Consider the following 1,793-nt stretch of genomic DNA (forward strand, 5'->3'; position numbering starts at 1 on the left):
ACACCGCCGCCATCGAGCAGGTCGCCGCCACCCTCGACCAGAAGCTGAACCGCGCCGACAGCGTCCAGGCCCAGGCCCTCGAGAAGCTGGGCGCCGAGATCGCCCGGATCACCGAGAAGCTGGCCGAGCGCATCGGCAACGCCGAGCGCCGCAACGCCTTGGCCATCGACGACGTCGGCGACCAGGTCACCCGCGTCACCGACCGCCTGAACCAGCGCCACGAGCGCACCTCGCAGGAACTGGTCGATCGCATCCGCCAGAGCGAGGAGCGCACCGCTCGCATGCTGGAAGAAGCGCGCGAGAAGATCGACTCCAAGCTGGGCGAGGCCCAGAAGCGCTTGGCCGAGCAGGCCGCCGCCGCCCCGGCCGCGCGTCCCGCCCCGTCGCCGTTCGACGATGGCGAGCGCTATTCGTTCGGCGGCGAGGCCGTCCCCGAGGACGTCTTCAACCAGCCGGCCGCCTTCATGCCGGCCCAGGCCGCCACACCGGCCCGCACCGCCGCGCCGGTCGCCTTCGCGGCCCCGGCGTTCGAAACCACGGTCTTCCCGACCAGCGAGCCGCCCGCGCTCGAGTTCGGCGATGAGGACTTCGAGGCCGCCGACGGCTTCACCTCGGCCCTGGAGCCGGAACCGGCGTTCGAGCCGGAAGCCGACTACGACAGCGATTTCTCGGCCCCCGAGTTCGCCGCCGCCGAATTCTCCGCCCCGGAAGAGCCGGTCGCGCCCGGACGTCCGCTGTCGACGCGGGAAGTGATCGAGCAGGCCCGCGCCGCCGCGCGCCAGGCCGCCTTGGCCGGCGACGCCAAAGGCAAGGACAAGACCAAGGCCAAGAAGGCCGGAACCTCGCTGTTCGCCGGCTTCGGCGCCAAGGGCTCCGAGAAGAAGGCCAAGAAGGGCGCGATGAAGACCGCCCTGATGGTCTCGGCGACGGCCGCCTTCATGGGCGTCGGCGCCGCCGGCTACATCATGAGTTCCGCCCATGGTTCGGGTCCGACTCCGGAGCGGGTGGCCCAGGGCCTGTCGACCAAAGGCGCCGGCGAGATCCGCACCGCCGAAACCGACACCAGCCCGGCCGGCGTCCGCGCCGCCGTCGCCCTGACCTCGCAACTTCCCATCGAGGCGACCTCGACCGAGACCGCGCCTGTCGCCGCGCCTCCGCCCGGTGAAAACGCCCAGGCCCTCTACGAAGACGGCGTGCGCCGCATCGAGGCCAAGGACCGCACGGGTCTGGACAGCCTGCGCAAGGCCGCCAACCTCGGCCTGCCGCGCGCCCAGTTCTACCTGGCCAAGATGTACGAGGTCGGCGAGGGCGGGGTGAAGAAGGATCTCACCGAAGCCCGCCGCTGGACCGAGCGCGCCGCTACGGCCGGCGAAGCCCGCGCCATGCACAACATGGCCCTCTACTACTACAAGGGCGAAGGCGGCGAACGGAACTCCACCAAGGCCGCCAGCTGGTTCCGCAAGGCGTCGGACCTGGGCCTGGTCGACAGCCAGTTCAACCTGGCTCAGCTCTATGAAGGCGGGTGGGGCGTCAGCCAGAACCCGACCGAAGCCTACAAGTGGTACCTGATCGCGGCGCGGTCGGGCGACACCGCCTCGCGCGCCCGGGCCATGGCCCTGCGCGCCCAACTGACCGCCGAAGGCCAGCGGATCGCCGAGCGTTCGGCCAGCGCCTTCCGCTCGCAGGCCGCCGCGCCCGTTCAGGCCGTCGCCTCGGCCGCCGCGCCCAGCGCCGGCCTGGCCACCGCCCAGCGCGCTCTGTCCAAGCTGGGCTACTACCAAGGTCCCCAGGAC

1 protein-coding gene is annotated in these 1,793 nt (G+C 71.8%); it reads left to right on the forward strand.

Annotation, left to right across the window (positions count from 1 at the left end; all coding sequences use genetic code 11):
- On the forward strand, positions 1 to 1,793 hold a 1,793-nt coding region (locus AC1DZ6_RS24535), incomplete at both ends, for a tetratricopeptide repeat protein (protein ID WP_477099713.1).

The organism is Caulobacter sp. P1_B12_2, from assembly GCF_056406675.1.